14 protein-coding genes are annotated in these 15,728 nt (G+C 64.6%); 7 read left to right on the forward strand and 7 right to left on the reverse strand.

Features of this window, described 5'->3' with window-relative positions:
- Nucleotides 1-110 precede the first annotated feature (110 nt).
- Entirely contained in the window at nt 111-2,276 is a 2,166-nt protein-coding gene (katG, locus tag QA649_RS00275; protein ID WP_283022473.1) for a catalase/peroxidase HPI, read from the reverse strand.
- A gap of 113 nt (nt 2,277-2,389) precedes the next feature.
- Between katG and QA649_RS00280 the strand changes: the two genes are divergently transcribed.
- The 4 genes from QA649_RS00280 to QA649_RS00295 are packed head-to-tail and all read left to right on the forward strand — an operon-like array spanning nt 2,390 to nt 5,298.
- The gene (locus tag QA649_RS00280; protein WP_283022474.1) at nt 2,390-3,316 is read left to right on the forward strand and encodes a hydrogen peroxide-inducible genes activator; all 927 of its coding nucleotides are present in this window, start codon (nt 2,390-2,392) and stop codon (nt 3,314-3,316) included.
- Between the two features lie 9 nt (nt 3,317-3,325).
- Entirely contained in the window at nt 3,326-3,793 is a 468-nt protein-coding gene (locus QA649_RS00285) for a GNAT family N-acetyltransferase (RefSeq protein ID WP_283022475.1), read from the forward strand.
- Between the two features lie 47 nt (nt 3,794-3,840).
- Nucleotides 3,841-4,689 carry a hypothetical protein gene (locus tag QA649_RS00290; protein ID WP_283022476.1) on the forward strand — a complete coding sequence of 283 codons (849 nt, stop codon included), beginning with the start codon at nt 3,841-3,843 and terminating at the stop codon, nt 4,687-4,689.
- Nucleotides 4,690-4,701: 12 nt separating this feature from the next.
- Entirely contained in the window at nt 4,702-5,298 is a 597-nt protein-coding gene (locus QA649_RS00295) for a glutathione S-transferase family protein (RefSeq protein WP_283022477.1), read from the forward strand.
- Nucleotides 5,299-5,416: 118 nt separating this feature from the next.
- Here the strand turns inward: QA649_RS00295 and fabI are convergent, their stop codons facing one another.
- The 3 genes from fabI to fabA form a co-directional block, all read right to left on the reverse strand.
- Nucleotides 5,417-6,214, reverse strand: a complete 798-nt coding sequence (gene fabI, locus QA649_RS00300) for an enoyl-ACP reductase FabI (RefSeq protein ID WP_283022478.1) — start codon at nt 6,212-6,214, stop codon at nt 5,417-5,419.
- Between the two features lie 121 nt (nt 6,215-6,335).
- Nucleotides 6,336-7,559, reverse strand: coding sequence for a beta-ketoacyl-ACP synthase I (gene fabB / locus QA649_RS00305; RefSeq protein WP_018644179.1), 1,224 nt, complete (start codon nt 7,557-7,559; stop codon nt 6,336-6,338).
- A gap of 41 nt (nt 7,560-7,600) precedes the next feature.
- Nucleotides 7,601-8,122 carry a bifunctional 3-hydroxydecanoyl-ACP dehydratase/trans-2-decenoyl-ACP isomerase gene (fabA, locus tag QA649_RS00310; RefSeq protein WP_018644178.1) on the reverse strand — a complete coding sequence of 174 codons (522 nt, stop codon included), beginning with the start codon at nt 8,120-8,122 and terminating at the stop codon, nt 7,601-7,603.
- A 352-nt stretch (nt 8,123-8,474) separates the two neighbouring features.
- Between fabA and irrA the strand changes: the two genes are divergently transcribed.
- Nucleotides 8,475-8,966 (forward strand): iron response transcriptional regulator IrrA, encoded by a 492-nt coding sequence (irrA, locus tag QA649_RS00315; RefSeq protein ID WP_027546833.1) that lies wholly within the window; start codon nt 8,475-8,477, stop codon nt 8,964-8,966.
- 176 nt (nt 8,967-9,142) lie between these two features.
- Here irrA and QA649_RS00320 read toward each other — a convergent pair whose 3' ends face one another.
- Nucleotides 9,143-9,673: an SH3 domain-containing protein gene (locus QA649_RS00320; RefSeq protein WP_283022479.1), complete on the reverse strand. Its 531-nt coding sequence runs from the start codon at nt 9,671-9,673 to the stop codon at nt 9,143-9,145.
- A gap of 329 nt (nt 9,674-10,002) precedes the next feature.
- On the opposite strand from QA649_RS00320, the gene QA649_RS00325 reads away from it, so the two are divergent.
- On the forward strand, nt 10,003-11,004 hold the full coding sequence (locus QA649_RS00325) for a D-glycerate dehydrogenase (protein ID WP_283022480.1): 1,002 nt from the start codon (nt 10,003-10,005) through the stop codon (nt 11,002-11,004).
- A gap of 323 nt (nt 11,005-11,327) precedes the next feature.
- On the opposite strand, the gene moeB is transcribed toward QA649_RS00325, so the two are convergent.
- Entirely contained in the window at nt 11,328-12,131 is an 804-nt protein-coding gene (gene moeB / locus QA649_RS00330; RefSeq protein WP_283022481.1) for a molybdopterin-synthase adenylyltransferase MoeB, read from the reverse strand.
- A gap of 228 nt (nt 12,132-12,359) precedes the next feature.
- Between moeB and QA649_RS00335 the strand changes: the two genes are divergently transcribed.
- Complete coding sequence (locus QA649_RS00335; protein WP_283022482.1) at nt 12,360-13,721, forward strand: peptidoglycan-binding protein; 1,362 nt, start codon at nt 12,360-12,362, stop codon at nt 13,719-13,721.
- A 203-nt stretch (nt 13,722-13,924) separates the two neighbouring features.
- Here QA649_RS00335 and ggt read toward each other — a convergent pair whose 3' ends face one another.
- Nucleotides 13,925-15,598 carry a gamma-glutamyltransferase gene (gene ggt / locus QA649_RS00340; protein ID WP_283022483.1) on the reverse strand — a complete coding sequence of 558 codons (1,674 nt, stop codon included), beginning with the start codon at nt 15,596-15,598 and terminating at the stop codon, nt 13,925-13,927.
- Nucleotides 15,599-15,728: the final 130 nt, after the last annotated feature.

The raw sequence follows: 15,728 nt of genomic DNA on the forward strand, positions 1-15,728 counted from the left end.
GCGACACTGCCAGAAACACGAAAGGGCGGCCGAAAGGCCGCCCTTTTTGTTTGTGTTCGCTCCGGGCGATATGCGCTCCCTCTCCCGCTTGCGGGAGAGGGAGCGGCAACTCACGCCGCGATGTCGTAGCGGTCGAGGTTCATCACCTTGGTCCAGGCCTTGGCGAAGTCCTTGACGAACTTCTCCTTGGCGTCCGAGGTCGCATAGACCTCGGCGAAGGCGCGGAGCTGCGAGTGCGCGCCGAAGATGAGATCGGCGCGAGTGCCGGTCCACTTCACCGCGTTGGTCTTGCGGTCGCGAGCCTCGTAGCTGCCGTCGGCCGCCGGCGTCCACTGCGCGCTCATGTCGAGCAGGTTGACGAAGAAGTCGTTGCTCAGCGTTCCCACCTTCGCGGTGAGCACGCCGTGCTTCGAACCGTTCGCATTGGCACCGAGCACACGCAGGCCGCCGACCAGCACGGTCAATTCAGGCCCGGTGAGCTTGAGCAGCTGCGCACGATCGACGAGGGCTTCTTCCTGCTGCAGGAACTGATGCTTCTTGCCGAGATAGTTGCGGAAGCCATCGGCCCGGGGCTCGAGCGGCGCGAAGGACTCCGCGTCGGTCTGTTCCTGCGAGGCGTCCATGCGACCCGGCGTGAAGCCGACCTTCACGTCGACGCCGGCATCCTTGGCGGCCTTCTCGACCGCGGCGGAGCCGCCGAGCACGATCAGGTCCGCGAGCGAGACCTTCTTCGCGCCTGACGACGCATTGAAGTCCTTCTGGATCGCTTCGAGCTTGCCGAGCACCTTGGAGAGCTGAGCCGGCTGGTTCACCTCCCAGTCCTTCTGCGGAGCAAGGCGGATGCGCGCGCCGTTGGCGCCGCCGCGCTTGTCCGAGCCGCGGAACGTCGAGGCCGACGCCCAGGCAGTCGAGACCAGCTCGGAGACCGAGAGGCCCGAAGCCAGGATCTTGGTCTTCAGCGCAGCGACATCCTGATCGCCGACCAGCTCGTGATTCACGGCCGGAATACGATCCTGCCAGATCAGCGCTTCCTTCGGCACCAGCGGGCCGAGATAACGCTGGATCGGGCCCATGTCGCGGTGGGTCAGCTTGAACCAGGCGCGGGCGAAGGCGTCCGCGAACTGATCCGGGTTTTCCAGGAAGCGGCGCGAGATCTTCTCGTAGGCCGGGTCCATGCGCAGCGACAGGTCGGTCGTCAGCATGGTCGGCCGATGCTTCTTCGACTTGTCGAACGCATCGGGAATGATCGCGTCGGCACCCTTGGCCGTCCACTGGTTCGCACCGCCCGGGCTCTTCGTCAGCTCCCATTCGTACTTGAACAGGTTCTCGAAGAAGTTGTTGCTCCACTTCGTCGGCGTCGTCGTCCAGGTCACCTCGAGACCGCTGGTGATGGAATCACCCGCGAGGCCCGACGCGTGCTTGCTCTTCCAGCCGAGGCCCTGATCCTCCAGTGCGCCCGCTTCCGGCTCCGGACCGACCAGCGAGGGATCACCCGCGCCATGGGTCTTGCCGAAGGTGTGGCCGCCGGCGATCAGCGCGACGGTCTCTTCGTCATTCATCGCCATGCGGGCGAACGTCTCGCGGATGTCCTTGGCCGCGGCGACGGGATCCGGCTTGCCGTTCGGGCCTTCCGGGTTGACGTAGATCAGGCCCATCTGCACGGCGCCGAGCGGTTCGGCGAGCTGGCGTTCGCCGCTGTAGCGCTCATCGCCGAGCCAGGTGCCTTCCGGACCCCAATAGAGCTCTTCCGGCTCCCACACGTCGGCGCGGCCACCCGCAAAGCCAAACGTCTTGAAGCCCATCGATTCCAGCGCGACGTTGCCGGCGAGCACCATCAAATCGGCCCAGGAGAGCTTGCGGCCGTACTTCTGCTTGATCGGCCAGAGCAGACGGCGCGCCTTGTCGAGGTTGGCGTTGTCGGGCCAGCTGTTGAGCGGCGCGAAACGCTGCTGACCGGCGCCGGCGCCGCCGCGGCCGTCGGTGATGCGGTAGGTGCCCGCGCTGTGCCAGGCCATGCGGATCATCAGGCCGCCATAGTGACCGAAGTCAGCCGGCCACCATTCCTGCGACTCCGTCATCAGGGCGGTCAGGTCCTTGATGACCGCGTTCAGGTCGAGCGACTTGAATTCCTTGGCGTAGTCGAACTCCTTGCCCATCGGGTCGGACAGGTCGGAATTCTTGTGCAGCATCTCGATGCTGAGCTGGGTTGGCCACCAGTCGCGGTTCACGCGCGTGGGTTTTCCGCCCGAAAACGGGCACTTCGAAGTGTCGTCCATGATTACCTCCTCTGGTGGCGTCCGACGGCGCCTTTGACCAGGTAGAACCACTCTAAGCGCCGCCTCCTATCAGGTGAAGTTGACTTTAATGATCGCTGCGATAGGATTTTCTTATGATAAATCTGACGCTGCGCCAGCTCCGGTATTTCGATGCGCTGGCGCGCCATGGCCATTTCGGCCGCGCGGCTGAATCCTGCTCGATCTCGCAGCCGGCCCTGTCGATGCAGATCAAGGAGCTGGAGGAGACGCTCGGCGGCCTGCTGCTGGAGCGCAGCGCGCGCCAGGTCGCGCTGACCCGGTTCGGCGAGGAGCTCGCCCAGCGCGTCCGCGAGATCCTGCGCTCGGTGGACGAGCTCGGCGATTTCGCCCGGGCCTCGCAGGACCGCTTCGCCGGCCGCCTGCGCATCGGCATGATCCCGACCATCGCGCCATACCTGCTGCCCACGATCACCAAGAACCTCACGCGCATGCATCCGGAGCTCGACATCCGCGTGCGCGAGACGATGACGCCGCGGCTGATCCAGGAGCTGGTGGAGGGACGGCTCGACACCGCCATCGTCGCGCTGCCGGTGTCGGAGCCCTCGCTGACCGAGGTCGCGCTGTTCGAGGAAAAGTTCCTGCTGGTGCGACCCGGCGCGGACGAGGGAACACCGGCACCCTCGCGGGAGATGATGCGGGAGATGCGCCTGCTGCTGCTCGAGGAGGGGCACTGCTTCCGCGATCAGGCGCTGTCGTTCTGCAACATGCAGTCGGCGCCGCCGCGCGAGATGCTGGACGCGAATTCGCTGTCGACGCTGGTGCAGATGGTCAGCGCCGGCATCGGTGTCACCTTGATCCCGGAGATGGCCGTGCCGGTGGAGACGCGGTCGGCCTCGGTCTCGCTGACGCGCTTCCGCGACCCGCAGCCCTCGCGCACCATCGGCATGGTCTGGCGCAAGACCAGCCCGCTGGCGCGGCAGCTGCTGCAGATTTCCGAGGTGGTGTGCCTGTCGGCCGGCAAGGTGCGCGCGAAACAAGCCGTGCGCAGCCAACGGGGTTGAGAGAGCGCGATGTCAGATTTGATCATCCGCCCCGCCCGCACTGACGAATATGACGAGATCGGCCGCGTCTGGATGGAGAGCTGGGTCTCGACCGGACTTGGCGAGGCCAGCGAATTCCTGCTGGCCAATTTGCGTGCGCGCATCCGGCGCGAGATGGAGAATGGCTGGAGCCTGTTTGTCGCCGACGATCACGGCACGATCGGCGCGATGCTCGCGCTGCACGTGCCAAAACTCTATCTCGATATGCTGTTCGTCGCGCCTGCCTATCAGGGGCAATCCGTCGGGCGGCAATTGCTCGCCTTCACGCGAATGCAAATGCCGGACGAGATGCACCTTCGTTGCGTGCGCGAGAACGAGAAAGCCTGGCGCTGGTACGAGCGCGAAGGCTTTGTGTTCGAGAAGGAAGAGATCGAGCCGTCGAACGGGTTCATGATGAAATACTACCGGTGGAAGCGGCCACGACCCAGCGGCAGGTAGGAGGACCGGGTCTTCACCTTGCGGTTGTCATCGGCGCGCTCTAGTAGATGTCTCACGTCGACGAGAACATCCTGGAAGCCGCAACCCGCATCAGCCGCCCCATGTTTCGCATCTGCTTGACTACGATCTTCCTGTTCGGGCTCATCGCAGGCGCGGCAGCCCAATCCGCTCCAGCACCGGCTCGGCCAGCCAAGAGCGCCACGAGTTCCAAACAGCTTGCCGCCGCGGACGCAGGTCCGTGCGGGATTGGCCTCATTTCCGTCGTCGGCAACCGATTCGGTGTTCAGCAGGTCGGCTTCACCATGTTCGGCAACGAGTATGCTCCCGTTGCGATCGATGGTTGGGGACTCGATGACATCGTCATGTCGCGGGTTCGCGCGGCCGCGGGCGGGAAATCCGTCAGGCGACTGGCGTATTCGCCACCCGCCTGGGCACGTACAGGGGAATCGGGGTCGCCGATGCTGAGGCGAAACCCGGAGCGGCAGGAATTCGTTCAGCAGAGTGCCGCTGGCACCAAATGCCAGCTCTATGTCCTGATCGAGAGATTCCAGAACGGCTTCAGCAACACCAACCAATCCGTCGAAGGGTTTGGCATCGTGAAATGGGGCAACCCTATCAAGCGACGCACGTTCCTGTTCGCGCTGACCTATATCACCGTGTACGACGGACAGTCGTTCGAGGTCATCAAGAAGGCCGCGGCGTCAACGAATGACGAACCCATGATGTCACGCTTGATCGGGATCAACCCGATCAGCGGCCCCAACAAGGAATTGGATGAGACGGCTTTTCCGGCTTCTGCCAATGAGGTGGCGGGCAACCAGGCACTGCGAGATGGTGTCCGCACGCTGCTGACGACTAGCCTCGACAAGACGCTAGCCCAACTGCTCCGGCAATAAAGGGTTCCCGCCATGATCAAGCTCTATTGGTCGCCCCGCTCGCGCTCGTTCACGACGCTCTGGCTGATGGAGGAGAGCGGCCTGCCCTATGAGCGCGTGCTGACCGACATCTCGACCGGCGCGCACAAGGCGCCGGACTATCTGAAGATCAATCCGATGGGCAAGGTGCCGGCGCTCAGTGACGGCGATGCCGCGCTCGGCGAAGCCGCGGCGATCTGCGCCTACATCGCCGACCGCTATCCCGAGACGAGGCTCGCGCCAGCCGTGAGCGATCCGCGCCGCGCGCGTTATCTGCAATGGCTGTTCTTCTCGCCGAGCTGCATCGAGCCCGCCGTCATCCAGATCTTCACCAAGATCGAGATCCCGACCTCGACCGCCGCCTGGGGCAGCGCGACGCAGGTGTTCGACGTGCTGGAGTCTGCGCTCGAGAAAGGACCGTGGATTCTCGGCGATGAATTTTCTGCCGCCGACATCACGATCGGATCGGGCCTGAATTTTGCGGTGCGCCTGTTCAAGATGGTGCCATCGCGGCCGGCGTTCGATGCCTATCTCGCGCGCTGCATGGCACGGCCGGCGTTCCGGCGCGCGGAAAAGATCGCGGCGGGTTAAATGGACTCTCGTAGGATGGGCAAAGCATAGCGTGCCCACGTCCTCTATCTATGGCGATCGCTGAGAGATCGTGGGCACGTCGCTTGCGCTCCTTTGCCCACCCTACGGCAGCCTTCGTCTAGTCCGACTTCAGATCGTCCGGCCTCGGCATCAGGACGATGTTGTAGCCGGAATCGACATAGTGAATCTCGCCGGTCACGCCGCCGGAGAGATCCGACAGCAGATACAGCGCCGAGCCGCCGAGCTCGTCGAGCGTGACGCCGCGGCGAAGCGGCGAATGCTTTTGCATGAAGGCGAACATCGCCCGCGCCTCGCCGATGCCGGAGCCCGCGAGGGTGCGGATGGGGCCGGCGGAGATCGCGTTGACGCGGATGCCGCGCGGTCCGAAATCGGAGGCGAGGTAGCGGACCGAGGCTTCCAGCGCCGCCTTGGCGACGCCCATCACGTTGTAGTTCGGCATCGCGCGCTCAGAGGCGCCGAAGGTCAGCGTGATCATGCTGCCGCCCTCCGTCATCAGCTCCGCGGCGCGCTTTGCCACTTCCGTGAACGAGAAGCAGGAGATCACCATGGTGCGCGAAAAGTTCTCGCGGCTGGTGTCGGCGTAGCGGCCCTTCAGCTCGTTCTTGTCGGCGAAGCCGATCGCATGGATGACGAAGTCGAGCTTGCCCCATTTCTCACGGAGCACCGCGAAGGTGGCATCGACGCTGGCGATGTCCTCGACGTCGCAGGGCAGCACCAGATCGACACCGAGCGATTCAGCCAGCGGCTTGACGCGCTTGCCCAGGGCCTCGCCCTGGAAGGTGAAGGCAAGCTCGGCACCGTGGGCATGCAGCGTCTTCGCCATGCCCCAGGCGATCGAATGATCATTGGCGATGCCCATGATCAGACCGCGCTTGCCCTTCATCAGTCCTTCCATTGCCTTGCGGCTCCTATCATTCCCGCGTCATCGCCCCGCCTTGTGCGCGCTCGCGCACTGGGCGGGCGATCCAGTATTCCAGTGACGGCAATTACGGGCCGAGAAGCCGCGGTGTGGGGGCTCACACATCCAGCCGGCTGAACACCAGCGTGGCGTTGGTGCCGCCGAAGCCGAACGAGTTCGACAGCACGGTGCCGACCTTCACGTTGTCGATGCGCTTGCGCACGATCGGCATGTCGGCGAACACGGGGTCGAGCTCCTGGATGTGCGCGCTCTCGCAGATGAAACCGTTGTTCATCATCAGCAGCGAGTAGATCGCCTCCTGCACGCCGGTCGCGCCCAGCGAATGCCCGGTCAGCGCCTTGGTCGCCGAGATCGGCGGGCACTTCTCGCCGACGCCGAACACCCTGCGGATCGCCTCGATCTCCGGCGGATCGCCGGCCGGCGTCGAGGTCGCGTGCGGATTGATGTAGTCGACCTTGGTCTTCACCGTCGACATCGCCATGCGCATGCAGCGCTCGGCGCCTTCGCCAGACGGCGCGACCATGTCGTGGCCGTCTGAGGTCGCGCCATAGCCGACGATCTCGCCATAGATGCGCGCGCCGCGCGCCTTGGCATGCTCGAGCTCTTCCAGCACCAGCACGCCGGCGCCGCCGGCGATGACGAAACCGTCGCGGTTGACGTCGTAGGGGCGCGACGCGGTGGCCGGCGTATCGTTGTATTTCGAGGACATCGCGCCCATGGCGTCGAACAGCACCGATAGCGACCAGTCCAGCTCCTCGCAGCCGCCGGCGAAGATGACGTCCTGCTTGCCGATCTGGATCGTCTCATAGGCATTGCCGACGCAGTGGTTCGACGTCGCGCAGGCCGAGGAGATCGAATAGTTCACGCCCTTGATCTTGAACCAGGTCGCGAGCGTCGCGGAGGCCGTCGACGACATCGCCTTCGGCACTGCAAACGGTCCGACGCGCTTCGGCCCCTTGGTGCGGGTGATGTCGGCGGATTCGACGATGGTGCGCGCGGAGGGACCGCCCGAACCCATGATGATGCCGGTGCGGATGTTGGAGACTTCGTCGGGCGACAGACCGGAATCCTGGATCGCCTGCTCCATCGCGATGTGATTCCACGCCGCGCCCTGACCGAGGAAGCGCATGGCGCGGCGGTCGACCACCGTCGAAGGATCGAGCGTCGGCTCACCTTGCACCTGCGAACGGAAGCCGAGCTCGGCATATTTCTCAGCCCGCGAAATGCCCGACTTCGCCTCGTGAAGGCTCGCAAGCACTTCCTGGGTGTTGTTTCCGATGGACGAAACGATGCCCATTCCGGTGACCACAACCCGCCTCATGACAGCCTCGCCTAAATCGTTGTCTTTCTTGGTGATGCGCCTCAGCCCAGGCTCGTACCCTGCTTGAACAGGCCGACCTTCAGATCCTTGGCGCGATAGATAATCTGGTCATCGACCGAAAGCCACCCGTCGGCGATACCGAGCACGAGCTTTGAGCGCATCACGCGCTTCATGTCGACGTTGTACACAACCTTGCGGGCCTCGGGCAGCACCTGGCCGCTGAACTTCAGCTCGTTGAGGCCGAGCGCGCGACCGCGACCTTCGCCGCCGATCCAGCCCAGATAAAAGCCGACCATTTGCCACAACGCATCGAGGCCAAGGCAGCCGGGCATGACGGGATCGTTCTTGAAATGGCAGCCGAAGAACCAGAGGTCGGGCTTCACGTCGAGCTCGGCGCGCACCAGCCCCTTGCCGAACTCGCCGCCTTTGTCGTTGATTTCCGTGATGCGGTCGAACATCAGCATCGGCGGCAGCGGCAGCTGGGCATTGCCCGGGCCGAACATCTCGCCGCGCGCGCATGCCAGCAAATCCTCGTATTCGTAACCGTTGCGCCTGTTCAGCATGCACGAGCCTCTGTTCAAATACCGGTTGAGCGGCGTTCTTTGGCGAAAATGGGCCCCGTCTCGGTCGGAGAGCAACGCCAATTGCCGTCGTCAGGCGCAGCTCCCGCAAGCCCCGGATGGACGGCGGACCGGGCTTCCATGCCCGGTTGCGCCAAAATCGGCTAAGCGGAACCGCGGGCTCTCTAACACAGGCCATTTCAGTGGCAAAGCGCTCTCATGAAGGTAAAATGACGGCATCCTCGCCCGGTTCCAGAGCTGATTAGAACCTCTCTAGTTGCGAGAAACTTGCATCTGCATCTTTCTATTCTTATATTGCAGGGAGATATTGTTCACGCGTGCCCGAAAACTGGAAATGAGCGAGAATACCGCGCCCCACCACGACGACGACGTCCATGCTGCAGCCCTCCTGTCCGGCCGCCAGCCGGCCCTGACCGGCTGCCCCTGGCACGACGTCAACGAAATGCTCCAGTCCGCCGGGCTGCGTCCGACGCGCCAGCGGATGGCGCTCGGCTGGCTCCTGTTCGGCAAGGGTGCACGCCACCTCACGGCTGAAATGCTGTACGAGGAAGCAACCCTCGCCAAGGTCCCGGTGTCGCTGGCGACCGTCTACAACACGCTGAACCAGCTCACCGATGCCGGCCTGCTCCGCCAGGTCAGCGTCGACGGCACCAAGACCTATTTCGACACCAACGTCACCACCCATCACCACTACTACCTCGAGAACAGCCATGAGCTGGTCGACATCGAGGATCCGCATCTGGCGCTGTCCAAGATGCCGGAGGTGCCGGAGGGCTACGAGATCTCCCGCATCGACATGGTCGTGCGCCTGCGCAAGAAGCGCTGAGATCGGTCTAAACTGCTGAACTTTGTCGTCATGGCCGGGCTTGTCCCGGCTATTGTCGTTTTAAGCTGTCATTCCGGGGCGGTGCGGAGCACCGAGCTCCGGTGCGCCCTTGCGCACCTGAGAATCTCGAGATCCCGGATTCGATGCTGCGCATCGCTCCGGGATGACCCTTCGGGTCAATTCACCTGCTCGTCCGAATAGACGCCCCAGAGGCGTTCCTGCTGGATCCAGCCGTCAAAACCGTTGCCGGTGACGCGGCACCAGTTTGCAGTGCACTTCTTCACTTGCGTGACCACACCGGCCTGGAGCCTGGCCGCAACCGCGCTGTCGGGATCGGCCCGGTCGTAGATCGGCGCGAGATCGTCCTTGTGCTTCATGGTGACGACCGCAGTGCGGCGGCCCGATAGCAGCGAGTGATAGACCCAGCCCTCGGCGCCCTCGGAATCGCGCACCCGGCGCCAGTTCTCGAACTCGGCGGTGATTTCGACGGGCAGGCCGGCGCGGGTATAGACCCAGGCCACATCATTGTCCTTGGTCGGGCCGGCGCGGACGTTGACGTGATCCGACTTGAGGCTGACATAGCGCGGCACCGGCAAGCCGCTGGCGGTCTGCGGGCTATTGTCCTTCGCCGAATGCGAGGGGCCGACCGAGGCGCTCAACCAGGTACACACGAGCGCCATCACCGCACAAAAACGCCCCAACGCCATCAACCCGTCTCCTGTCGAGGACCCGGCCACGCGCCGAATCCTCACCCCAAACTCCAAAAACCTGCCCTGTCGGTCCCTTCCCCGCCCCACGCGGGTGTTCCGCCAAGCCTTGACCCGTGGTTCTTGTCTTGGCCCGGCCTTCTGCTAGAGAGGACGGACGCTTGAACAACCAGTTTGTCCCGATTTTCCGGCCTGGAAATGTCGGGAGAGCTTGAAGGAAACGCCGGGGACGACACGGCAAGGGCAGTGTCGAACAACCGGGTTAATGAGGCCTGAACGACCGGCCTTTGGCGACAGGGGCGGCGTGCGGCGCCTCATGAGAGCAGGACATGTCGGTGAAGAAAAAGCCCCTCGTCGTGGTGACGCGCAAGCTGCCGGATTCGATCGAGACGCGGATGCGCGAGCTGTTCGACGCGCGGATCAATCTCGACGACACGCCGATGTCGCCTGAGCAGATCGCGGAAGCCGCGCGCACCGCCGAAGTGCTGGTTCCGACCGTGACCGACCACATCACTTCCGACATCGTCAACCAGCCCGACTGCAAGCTGCGCCTGATCGCCAATTTCGGCAACGGCGTCGACAATATCGACGTCGAGGCCGCGCATGCCCGCGGCATCACCGTCACCAACACGCCAAAAGTCCTGACCGAGGACACCGCGGACATGACCATGGCGCTGATCCTGGCCGTACCGCGCCGGATGATCGAGGGCGCCTCGATCCTGACCGAAGGAAAATCCTGGCCCGGCTGGTCGCCGACCTGGATGCTCGGCCACCGCATCGGGGGAAAACGTCTCGGCATCGTCGGCATGGGCCGCATCGGCCAGGCGGTGGCGCGGCGCGCCCGCGCCTTCGGCCTGCAGATCCACTACCACAACCGCCGTCCCGTCGCCCCGAAGATCGCCGAAGAGCTTGGCGCGACCTACTGGGAAAGCCTCGACCAGATGCTGGCGCGGATGGACATCATCTCGGTGAACTGTCCGCACACGCCGGCGACCTATCATCTGCTCTCGGCGCGGCGGCTGAAGCTGATCCGCAAGGACGCCTATATCGTCAACACCGCGCGCGGCGAGGTCACCGACGAGGACACGCTGATCAAGCTGATCGAAGGCGGCGAGATCGGCGGCGCCGGCCTCGACGTCTACGAGCACGAGCCCGCAGTGAACCCGAAGCTGGTGCGGCTCGCCAAGGCGGGCAAGGTGACGCTGCTGCCACATATGGGCTCGGCCACGATCGAGGGCCGCGTCGAGATGGGCGAGAAGGTGATCATCAACATCCGCACCTTCCTCGACGCCCACAAGCCGCCGGATCGCGTGCTGCCGAGCATGCTGTGAGGGGCGCGGCTAATTCGCGATTTCAAGACTAGCCGCCACATCCTCCCCTGTGCGGGCAAGCCGACGCAGTCGCGTCTCCTCCATCGCTGACGAAAGATCTCGGATGAGGTCCATAAGCTCTGGTGCGAGTTGACCCGTATTCACGACCTTGATGACGTAAGGAGGCTTAAGGGTATTCATTCCGCCCCCGAAAATTGAATCCAAGAAAGCGGCCACCATATCCCCATGCCATTCCGGTGCCCCTATCGCTGCCTTGAGGGCTGATCGAAAGTCTTGAGCTGTTTTCCAACTAGTTGCGTTGAGTTCTACTGTTTGCACACGCGCTACTCGCGATGGATGCTTAGATCATCGAATACCGGCCCTTCGCCATTGAGCGGATTGGCGGGATCGCGGGCATAGCGAAGTGTCTCGAAGCGCATCGCGCGTGCATCGATCATCAGCAGGCGGCCGACCAGGCCGTCGCCGAAACCGACGATCTCGCGGATCGCCTCCAGTGCCATCATCGAGCCGAGCACGCCCGCGAGCGCGCCCATCACGCCGGCCTCGGCACAGGCCGGTATCGTGCCCGGCGGCGGCGCCTCCGGAAACAGGCAGCGATAGGTCGGATTGAATTCGCCGGCTTCGTTGGTCTCATGCGCGCGGATGGTGGTGAGCGAGCCATCGAAGGTGCCGAGTGCCGCCGTGATCAACGGCCGCTTCGCGAAGAAGCAGGCATCCGAGACGAGATAGCGCGTCGAGAAATTGTCGGAGCCGTCGAGCACGAGGTCGTAGTCGCCGATCAGGCTCAGCGCGTTGTCGGCATTGAGCCAGGTGGCATGGCCGACGAAACGCACATGCGGATTGAGCGCCGCGATGCGCTCGGCCGCGCTTTCGACCTTGTGCCGGCCGATATCGGGCGTCGTGTGGATGACTTGGCGCTGCAGATTGGACAGCGACACCACGTCGTCATCGACCACGCCGAGCGTGCCGACGCCGGCCGCGGCCAGATACATCAGGGCTGGCGCGCCGAGCCCGCCGGCACCGACCACCAGCACGGAGGCCTTTTTCAGCGCGGCCTGGCCGGGGCCACCGACATCGCGCAGCACGATATGGCGGGCATAGCGTTCGAGTTCATCCGGGCTCAGCATCGTCCTACGTTCCTCTCAACCCTCATGGTGAGGAGCGCGGAACGCGCGTCTCGAACCATGAAGGCCCCGATATCGCCTGTGGCCATCCTTCGAGACGCCGCTTGCGCGGCTCCTCAGGATGAGGACTTGAGTTCGCGGCCCTCGCAGGCCTGAACCACCCCAATAGTGTTCGCGACCAACGAGATGTGCTTGAATGGCAGCACGTTCAATGGGCTGGCTGGATTTGTCATGAGATCGATGCTTGCGGCAACACTGATGTTGGCGGCTGCCACAGCCGCGAACGCGCAGATGACGACGGCACCGATCGCCGGCACCAAGCCGAAACCGGTCCAGACCGTGCCGATCAAGCCGCCCGCGGTCCAGACCCCGTCGGAGACGGCGGACGGTATGACCCAAGGCGAGCGCCTGTCGCTGCAGTCCGACCTCGCCTGGGTCGGCCAATATAACGGCGCCATCACCGGCGACGTCAGCGAGCGCATGGTCAACGCCATCAAGGAATACCAGAAGGCCAAGGGCGGCAAGCCGACCGGCGTGCTCAATCCGCAGGAGCGTGCGGCACTCGCAGAGACCGCAAGGCGGAAGCAGGACAGCGTCGGCTGGAAGATCGTGATGGAGCCGACCAGCGGCGCGCGGCTCGGCATTCCCTCAAAGCTGGTGCCGCAGCAGGCGAGCGACGCCAACGGCTCGAAATGGGCCTCGCCGACCGGAACCGTGCAGGTGCTGCTCAGCCGCCGCAAGGAGCCGAACCCGACCACCGCAAAGCTCGCGGACGCCGAGAAGAAGGAACCCGCGGGACGCAAGGTCGACTACACCGTGGTGAAGCCCGACTTCTTCGTGCTGTCGGGACTTCAAGGCCTGAAGAAATTCTACGTGCGCGGCACCTTCCGGGGCGACGAGGTCCGCATCATGACGATCCTCTACGACCAGGCGATGGAGAATACGGTCGAGCCGGTCGTGATCGCGATGTCGAGCGCGTTCAATGCATTTCCGTCCACCCCGATGGCCGGGCCGCCACCGCGCAAGACTGTCGAATACGGCACCGGCATCGTCGTCAGCGATGACGGCGCGATTCTGGCCGACCGCCTCGTCACCGACAGCTGCCTTGCGATCACCATCGCAGGCTTCGGCAGCGCCGACCGTCTCGCCGAGGACAAGGAGCACGATCTCGCGCTGCTGCACATCTACGGCGCGCGCGGCCTGAAGCCGCTCAGCCTCGCCAGTGGCGCAGCGAAGGCGAGTGTCGATGTCATCGGCATCGCGGATCCCCAGAGCCAGGGCGGCGCGGCCGGCGTATCGAGCGTCAAGGGCGCGCTGGCGCCGGTCACATCAAGCGATTCCGCACTATCGCCGCCACCGGCGGTCGGATTCTCCGGCGGCCTGGCCATCGATGGCGACGGCAAGTTCGCCGGCGTCGCGCTGCTGAAACCAGCGATGGTCGCCGGGCCCGCGACGTCGGTGCCGGCCTCGCAGGCGGTGATGGTCTCGGCAGAAACGGCGCGCGATTTCCTGAAGGCGAATGGCGTTACCGCGAACGGAAGCTCGACGGATGCGAGAGCCGCCGTCGTGCGCGTGATCTGCGTGCGGAAATAGAGCGCGCGCGGCGCGGGAGGTGCGCTCCCCCCGCTTGCGGGGGAGGGCTGGGGAGAGGGTGTCGCCTCAATCGAGAACCCGCAAGAGGAGAGAGCCCTCACCCGGCGCGCGGGACGATGCTTCGCATCGCCCGGGACGCGCCGACCTCTCCCGCAAGCGGGAGAGGTGGAGCCCGCGGCTAGCTCAGCGAACTCCATCAGGATCTAGCTCAGCCTGAACCTCACCCCGCTCTTCGCAAGCCCGCCCGAAATCCCTACCGGCGTCCCATCCGCGCGCCAGCAGGCGGCGCCGGTCATGGTGCCGTCGTCGTTGAACGCGATCGCATTCATGCCGCCGGCGACCGTTGCGACGGGCTGCACCTTATGCCCGAGCGCTGCGAGCTTCGCACGCACGCTCTCCGGCACCCTCTGCTCGACTTCGAGCGCATTGCCCTCGGTCCAGACGCGTGGCGCCTCGACCGCTTCCTGCAGGGTCATGCCGTGGTCGATCAGATTGATCAGCGCCTGCATCGCGCTGGGGAAGATGCGCTTTCCACCAGGCAGCCCCAGCGCATAGCGCAGCTTGCCGTCACGTAGCGCCATCATCGGCGACATCGAGGTCGTCACGCGCTTGCCCGGCGCCAGCGACAGCGCGTGGCCCGGACGCGGATCGAACAGGTTCATGTAATTGTTGGCGATGGCACCTAAGCCCGGGATCATGATCTTGGCGCCGAACAGATTGTTGATGGTCTGCGTGGTCGCCACGACGTTGCCGAAACTATCTGCCGCCGTCATATGCGTGGTGTGCGCGCCTTCGAGCTGCGACACGCCGGCGCCCCAGGCCTGCGCCCGTGCCGGATCGATCGCACGGCGGCGTTCCTCGGCATAAGCTTTCGACGTCAGCTTCTCGACGGGCACGCCGACATGATCGGGATCGCCGCTGGCCGCGGCGCGATCGGCGAAGGCGATCTTCAGGACCTCGGCGAGATAGTGGATCGTCTCCGATGTGCCGAAGCCGAGGGCTTCGATATCGTAGCCTTCCAGGATGTTCAGCATCTGCGCGATATGCACGCCGGACGCCGCGGGAGGCGGCGGCCCCAAAATGGTCCAGCCGCGATAGTCGGCGCGGATCGGCTGCCGCTCGACGGTCTTGTAGCCGGTGAGATCGTTGCGGCGGATGAAGCCGCCGGCCTTCTCCATGTAGTCGGCGAGGATATCGCCGAGCGGCCCCTCGTAGAGCGCGGTCTCCCCGTGGTCGGCGATATAGCGCAGCGTCTCGGCATATTCCGATTGCACCACGCGCTCGCCGACCTTCAGCGGCTCGCCGTCCGGCAGAAAGACCGCCGCGATCGGCTTATCCTTGCGCATCTCGGCGACGCACTCGCTGATGCATTCATGCAAATAGGGCGTCGCCGCATAGCCGCGCGCGGCGTGCTTGATCGCAGGCTGCATCACGTCGGCGAGGCTCATGGTGCCGAACCTTTGCAGCGTCTCGCACCAGGCCTTCAGCGAGCCCGGCACCGCGACGGCCTTCGGACCGTTGAGGTTCTCGTTGCCGACGGCGTCGAACACGTCATGCGCGGAGCCTGGCTTGGAGGAAAAGGTGGTGTCGCGCACCGTCGATGGGACCGTGCTCTGGCCGTCGATGAAGCGATGGCTGCCGTCAGCCAGACGCGCCATGCCGCCGCCGATGATGCCGACCATCATCGGCTCGACCACGGTGAGCGTGAACAGGGTTGCGATCGCGGCATCGATGGCGTTGCCGCCGGCGGCCAGCATCTCGGCGCCGGCACTGGAGGCGAGCGGATGGTTGCTGACCACCATGCCTCGGCTCGAGACCGCCGGCATCTTCTGGCAGTCAAAGGTGGTTGCCGTCCGGTCGCGCCAGTTGCCGCTCATCTCGCCTGCCCTTTCTATTCAAGGTGGCGAGCACACCACACGCGCAATTACGGGTCCAGTATTGGTACGGATTAGCTGGCATTCCCGATTCTGCCATCATCGTTACCGTTGATTCGGACATCCGCGGTCC

The organism is Bradyrhizobium sp. CB1717, assembly GCF_029714325.1.
Lineage (GTDB): Bacteria > Pseudomonadota > Alphaproteobacteria > Rhizobiales > Xanthobacteraceae > Bradyrhizobium.